The sequence below is a fragment of the Burkholderiales bacterium genome, assembly GCA_035560005.1.
In the GTDB taxonomy this organism is placed as follows: Bacteria; Pseudomonadota; Gammaproteobacteria; order Burkholderiales; family Eutrophovitaceae; genus DASRFY01.
In genome coordinates this window covers 1-5,227 of record DATMAN010000034.1, presented here as the reverse complement: position 1 = coordinate 5,227, position 5,227 = coordinate 1, and the positions used below count along the sequence as shown (strand labels likewise).

General features: G+C 65.1%; 5 protein-coding genes. All 5 read right to left on the bottom strand.

From position 1 onward, the window contains the following. Positions 1 to 27: 27 nt before the first annotated feature. Positions 28 to 1,140 carry an MraY family glycosyltransferase gene (locus VNM24_04775; protein ID HWQ37918.1) on the bottom strand — a complete coding sequence of 371 codons (1,113 nt, stop codon included), beginning with the start codon at positions 1,138 to 1,140 and terminating at the stop codon, positions 28 to 30. A 350-nt stretch (positions 1,141 to 1,490) separates the two neighbouring features. Next, positions 1,491 to 2,252 carry a glycosyltransferase family 2 protein gene (locus tag VNM24_04770; protein HWQ37917.1) on the bottom strand — a complete coding sequence of 254 codons (762 nt, stop codon included), beginning with the start codon at positions 2,250 to 2,252 and terminating at the stop codon, positions 1,491 to 1,493. A gap of 49 nt (positions 2,253 to 2,301) precedes the next feature. Then, entirely contained in the window at positions 2,302 to 3,573 is a 1,272-nt protein-coding gene (locus VNM24_04765) for a glycosyltransferase family 4 protein (GenBank protein ID HWQ37916.1), read from the bottom strand. Between the two features lie 48 nt (positions 3,574 to 3,621). Then, a complete protein-coding gene (locus VNM24_04760; GenBank protein HWQ37915.1) occupies positions 3,622 to 4,410 on the bottom strand; it encodes a TylF/MycF/NovP-related O-methyltransferase in 789 nt (262 codons plus the stop codon). Positions 4,411 to 4,453: 43 nt separating this feature from the next. Next, the coding region (locus tag VNM24_04755; GenBank protein HWQ37914.1) for a glycosyltransferase family 2 protein at positions 4,454 to 5,227 on the bottom strand (774 nt) is incomplete at its 5' end.

Below are 5,227 nucleotides of genomic sequence, written 5' to 3'. Positions count from 1 at the left end.
GCTCGCTTCAGCAGCCGCGCGCATTGCTCAGCGATCAGCGACACCTCCTTTTCTGGAGGCCGCGATACTGGAAGAAGCGGTTGCGGCCCAGCGCCGCCTGCGCCCGAGCGCGCGGATGATTCTTCGCCAGCGCCAGGACATGACGATGCACGAAGCGAGCAGCGCCAGGAACGCATAGAACAGCATGAACTCGGGCACGCCGGCGCGCGAGGCCAGGAACGCGCCCGCCGCCAGCGCGAGCGCGATGCCGTGGATCAACAGGACCGCCGATCCCGGCTTCAGACCCGCGGCGATCAGCACGTGGTGGAAGTGGTCCCGGCCGGCCTTGAACGGACTTTGCCGCCGGGCCAGTCGGCGGACGATGATGACGCCCATGTCCAGCAGCGGGACGGCGAGGTACCAGACCGCCGCGATCGGCGGCACGCCGCTGCCCACGCGGGCGACCTCCACGCTGAACCACGTCAGCAGCATTCCCAGCATCATGCTGCCGGAATCCCCCAGGAAGACTTTCGCGTGGGCCTGCCAGGGGAAGCGCGAATTCAGGAGCCAGAACGCGGCAAGCACCACGATGACGGTCCAGAGCAACTGAGCGCTGAGCGGTTTGCCGGCGAGCGTGGCGCTGAGCGCCAGAAAGAAGAATCCGATCAGCGCCAGGCCGGCGGCCAGGCCATCGGCGCCATCGGCCATGTTGATGGCATTGATCAGGCCGAGCAACGCGATCACCGTAAAGGGCACGGCCCAGTTGGGCAGGGAAACCTGTCCGAACCCGAACAGATCGCCGAGGTTCGGAACCGTCATCTGACCCCACCACACCATGATCAGGGCGGCGAGGAGCTGGGCCGCGAACTTCTGGCGCGCGCTCAGATCACGCAGGTCGTCGAGCAAGCCGGCAATGAGAAGGACGGCAAGGCCTGCGAACAGGGCGCGGTAGGGGTGCAGCGTGTCCACGACCAGCAACGCGCCAAAGGCCAATCCTCCGAAGATGGCAGGGCCGCCGATCAGCGGAACGGCGCCCCTGTGCCGCTTGCGCCGGCCCGGATAGTCCACCAGCCCGACGCGGCGCGCGGTCCGGCTCAGCAAGCGCAGCAATAGCAAGGTCCCCGCAAAAACCAGCGCGTACTTGAACAGTAGCGCGGTCACGGCTGGCCGGATCCGAACAAAACCTTCGGTGCGATCTCTACCACAGCACCTTTGCGCAGCAGGGCCTGAAGACGGGCGAGCGATCCGCGCCCGGGCGATCGGCATTCCGTCGCATGGATCCTTGTGCGCACCTGATAATTTGCCTGCTTGCGAGTGCGTGATCCATGGAAAGCCGTATCTCTTGAAATACCATCCCTCGGGATAGTTGGGGATGCCCGTCAGAACCGAGACCTCGTGTCCACGGTCGCACAGACGTTGGACGACATCGTTGATGCGGAAGGAGTCGGCCAAAGTTAAGGCCGGGACCGACGCGGGTCAATGGGCTCTGGGGGCGGGTTCTTGCGGAATGTCTATGCACCCGGCGGATGGCGGAAAAACTGCCCGACCCGAAAGGCGAGTTTCCTGACGACCCACCACGGAGAGCCGGCCACACCGTAAGCGCGCGCGATGCGGTAGGACTCCAGATTGCCGCGGGCGACGTTCAAGAGTGAACGATTGGTGTGTCCGCCGACGCGCATGCGGACCAGGATCTCGGGCACATACACCGAAGAAATCCGCCGCTCGATGAACAGCCTGACCATGAGATGAAAATCCGCGTGGAAGCGGTAAGTCGTATCGAATCCGCCCAGCTCCTTCAGAATCGCGGTGCGCACGAACAGAGTCGGATGCGCCGGATGCCAGCCCGCCTCGAACATTCCAGGAACGTAGGGCTTCGACTTCCAGAAGCGGACGATCCGGTCCGGGTCGTTCGCGCCGACATAGACGAGATCTCCGTGCGCGCTGTCCCAGGCGCCGGAGCGCAAGGCGCCGGCGATGCGCTCGAGCACGCGTTCGTCCTGGTAGATATCGTCGGAGTTGAGGAATCCGAGATAGTCTCCGGTGGCGGCGGCGATGCCTTTGTTCATCGCGAAATAGAGGCCGTGGTCCGGCTCGGAGATGAGCCGTGCGATGCCACTCCGGTAGCGATCGAGCGCCTCCAGCGTCCCGTCGGTGGAGGCGCCGTCCACCACGATGTGCTCCACGTCCGGATAGGTCTGCCGGTGGATCGACTCGACCGCGGCGGCGATCGTGTCGCGTGCATTCCGGCAGACGGTCACGACCGAGAGCTTCATCCGGCGTGACCAGGCGAGCCGGTGCCCGTGGGATCCAGTGAGCACATTGTCACGCCTGCGCCGAGGTCCCCGGGCCGACAGCCAGTATCTCCTGATACAGCGCGAGATACCGGCGGGCGACCCTCGACATTTCGAACTCCTCGAGGACCTTGGCGCGCGCCCGCTCGGCCAGCCGCGCGCGCCGGGCATCGTCCTCGAGTACCCACTGCAGGCCATCGGCCAGAGCGGACGGATCGAACGGTTGCGCGAGATAGCCGTTTTCCCGGTGCTCGATCATGTCCGGCATGCCGCCGACGTCGAAGGCGACGACCGGTGTGCCGCAGGCCAGGGCTTCCATCACCGCGTTGGACAGATTTTCCTGGGTCGAAGGGGCCACGAATACATCCGCAGCGCTGTAGGCGAGCGCCAGAGCGATGTCATCGGCCAGCGTGCCGACGAAGACACTCTCCATGCCGAAATCCACGGGCTCCTGCGGCCGGCTGGCGCCGAATACGACAGCGCACAGCTTGCGCTGCGCCTGGCGCCGACTCAATGCCTGCAAGGCCGGCTGCAGCAGATGAAACCCCTTGCGCCGCTCGCTGGTGGAACGCAAGGCACCGAACAGTACGATCTGGCACTGCTGCGGCAAGCCGAGCAGATCGCGCGCGACCTGCCGGGCGATGGGGCGGAATATTCGCGTGTCGACCGGGTTGGGGATGACGGTTATGGGCAAGCGGGAAAGCAGCGGACTGTCGCCGGCGAGCCCCGCCAGCCATCGGCTGGGCGTTACGATCCGCAGGCGCGCGTTTCGATAGGCCTTGCGCTTGCGCCACCACCCGAGCCGGGACAGGTCCAGGTTTCGGGACGAGCCGAGGATCGGGCATCGCCCGCAGCCTTCGGTGTAGCGCCCGCAGCCTTCGTCGTAGTGGCAACCCCCGGTAAACGCCCACATGTCGTGCAGCGTCCACACCACCGGACACCGGAAGCGGCGCAAACTGCGCACGTTCAACGCCCCCCCGCTGATCCAGTGCAGGTGCAACAGATCCGGAGCCAGCTTCCCGACACGGCGCGTTAGCGAGTCCGGCAGCCAGCCGGGGTAGAAGGTCGCCTTGGTCCGGCGCGGATAGAACAGTGTCGGCAGCAGATCGGCGGCCGGCCGCAGCGGCGCGATGAGCTGGCCGAAGACATCTCGCGAACCCATCACCGACGCTTCATCGCCATGCTTCACCTGGACCAGCATGCGTGCGTCGACCCCGATTTCACGCAGCGCCAGGTGCAGACGATGTGCCGCGCGTGCCGCACCTCCGCGGCGGTCCTCGCTGTTAATCAGGAGCGGAAACATCGTGCCGGGCCGCGAAAAACGCGGCGCTTCCGGTGCGCAGCGTCGACATCACGCGTTCGAAGGCCCGGATCCGCGTTCCCATTTGATCGCGCACCGGCCGGAGTAGTCTATGCGGTGGAGCATGAGCGGCAACTCGTGACGGCTCAGGTACTCGTCCACGGCCTGCCGCGCACCCAGCCAGTGCCCGTAGTCGTCGATGATCAGTACGCCACCGGTCACCAAGCGCGGGTAAAGATGCACCAGTTCATGACGCGTCGATTCGTACCAGTCCGTGTCCAGACGCAGCAGCGCGATGCGCTCGGGCGCCACGCCGGGAATCGTATCCTCCACGCGGCCCTGGACGAAGTTCACCTTCGACGGGTCGTATCCCGTGCCAAGCACCACCTTCTTCACCGCCTCCAAAGGCGCATAGCACCAGACGGATGCCTCATCCGCCTTGTCGCTGGACGCGAGCAGCGTCTCGGCCCTTTTCCCCGAGAACTCGATGTCCTTCTCGGTGGGCTGTGTCATGCCGTCGTAGGTATCGTAGAGGTACAGCCGGCGCGAACGGTCGCCAAGGGCGAGCAGCATGCTCGCAACAGCCATCATGCTGCCGCCCCTCCACACGCCGCACTCCACGAAGTCGCCTTCGATCCTGTTTTCCACGATGTATCGGACGCACTCGCACAACGCTACCAGCCGCGGCAGCGATGTCATCGTGTACGGCCGGGCCAACCTGACGATGCGCGCGATCCGCGGATCCAGATCGTGCGGCAGCGCGTCGTATCGAACCACGTCCAGCCCCAGAGCGCGCAAGCCCTGCCGGGTCCACTTGATCAATGGCCTGAAGATCTTCAATTTTCGCTCCGGCTTCGGACTGTCCCGATCGAAGCTTCCGCCGCTACCTTGCGTCACGAAGGCTGGTTGCGCCACGCAGGATCCTGCCGGCGGCCCGGCGCCACCAGGCCGTGGTAAACATTCGCTTCTGCGTGAATCGGTCGGCCCGGTCGTTGCGGATCACGTAGGGCGGATGCGACAGTGGAAATACCATCTCGGACACCGGCAGGGCCGCAAAGCGGTTCGAACGGTTGACGGTGTGGGTCGCGGCCTCGCCGAACCCGATGTTGGAGACGAGATTTACCGCCGGTATCACGGTCAGTGACGAACTCGCCCACGCCGCAAAGGTCCAGCGATAGGCCCACGAACTGTTGAGGTCGGCGTGGGTGGCGTCGAATATGGCCGACCAGTATCGCGCAGCCGCCGCCTCGCCGAGTATGTCCATCAGCCATCCGCCTTCCCGCAGTTCGGGCCAGAGGGTCATCCCGTGATCGTAAAGCGCCCACGCCCGCCGCCAGCTTGCCCATCCCCAGATATGGGTGTAGCGGGAAAAATAGTAGCTGTAGGGCGTGCGCCGCTGGCCGAACAAGAAATTGTCGCCCGAGATCATGCATATGCGCTCGTCGTCCCGGTATCTGTCGAGCAATTCGGCCGCGAACGGGAAAAAGCTGGGGTGCGGCACGCAATCGTCCTCGAGGATCACGCCCGCCTGAACCTGATCGAAGAACCAGGTGATCGCCTCGCTGACCGCCTTCTTGCAACCCAGGTTCGCTTCGCGAAAGAGCGTATCCACTCGACAAGGCCAGTCGATCTTCTCGACCAGACGGCGCACCGCGGC

Excerpts from the sequence above, each read along its gene's own strand:
- VNM24_04770 (HWQ37917.1), bottom strand. The coding sequence starts at position 2,252 with ATGAAGCTCTCGGTCGTGACCGTCTGCCGGAATGCACGCGACACGATC.
- VNM24_04765 (HWQ37916.1), bottom strand. The coding sequence starts at position 3,573 with ATGTTTCCGCTCCTGATTAACAGCGAGGACCGCCGCGGAGGTGCGGCA.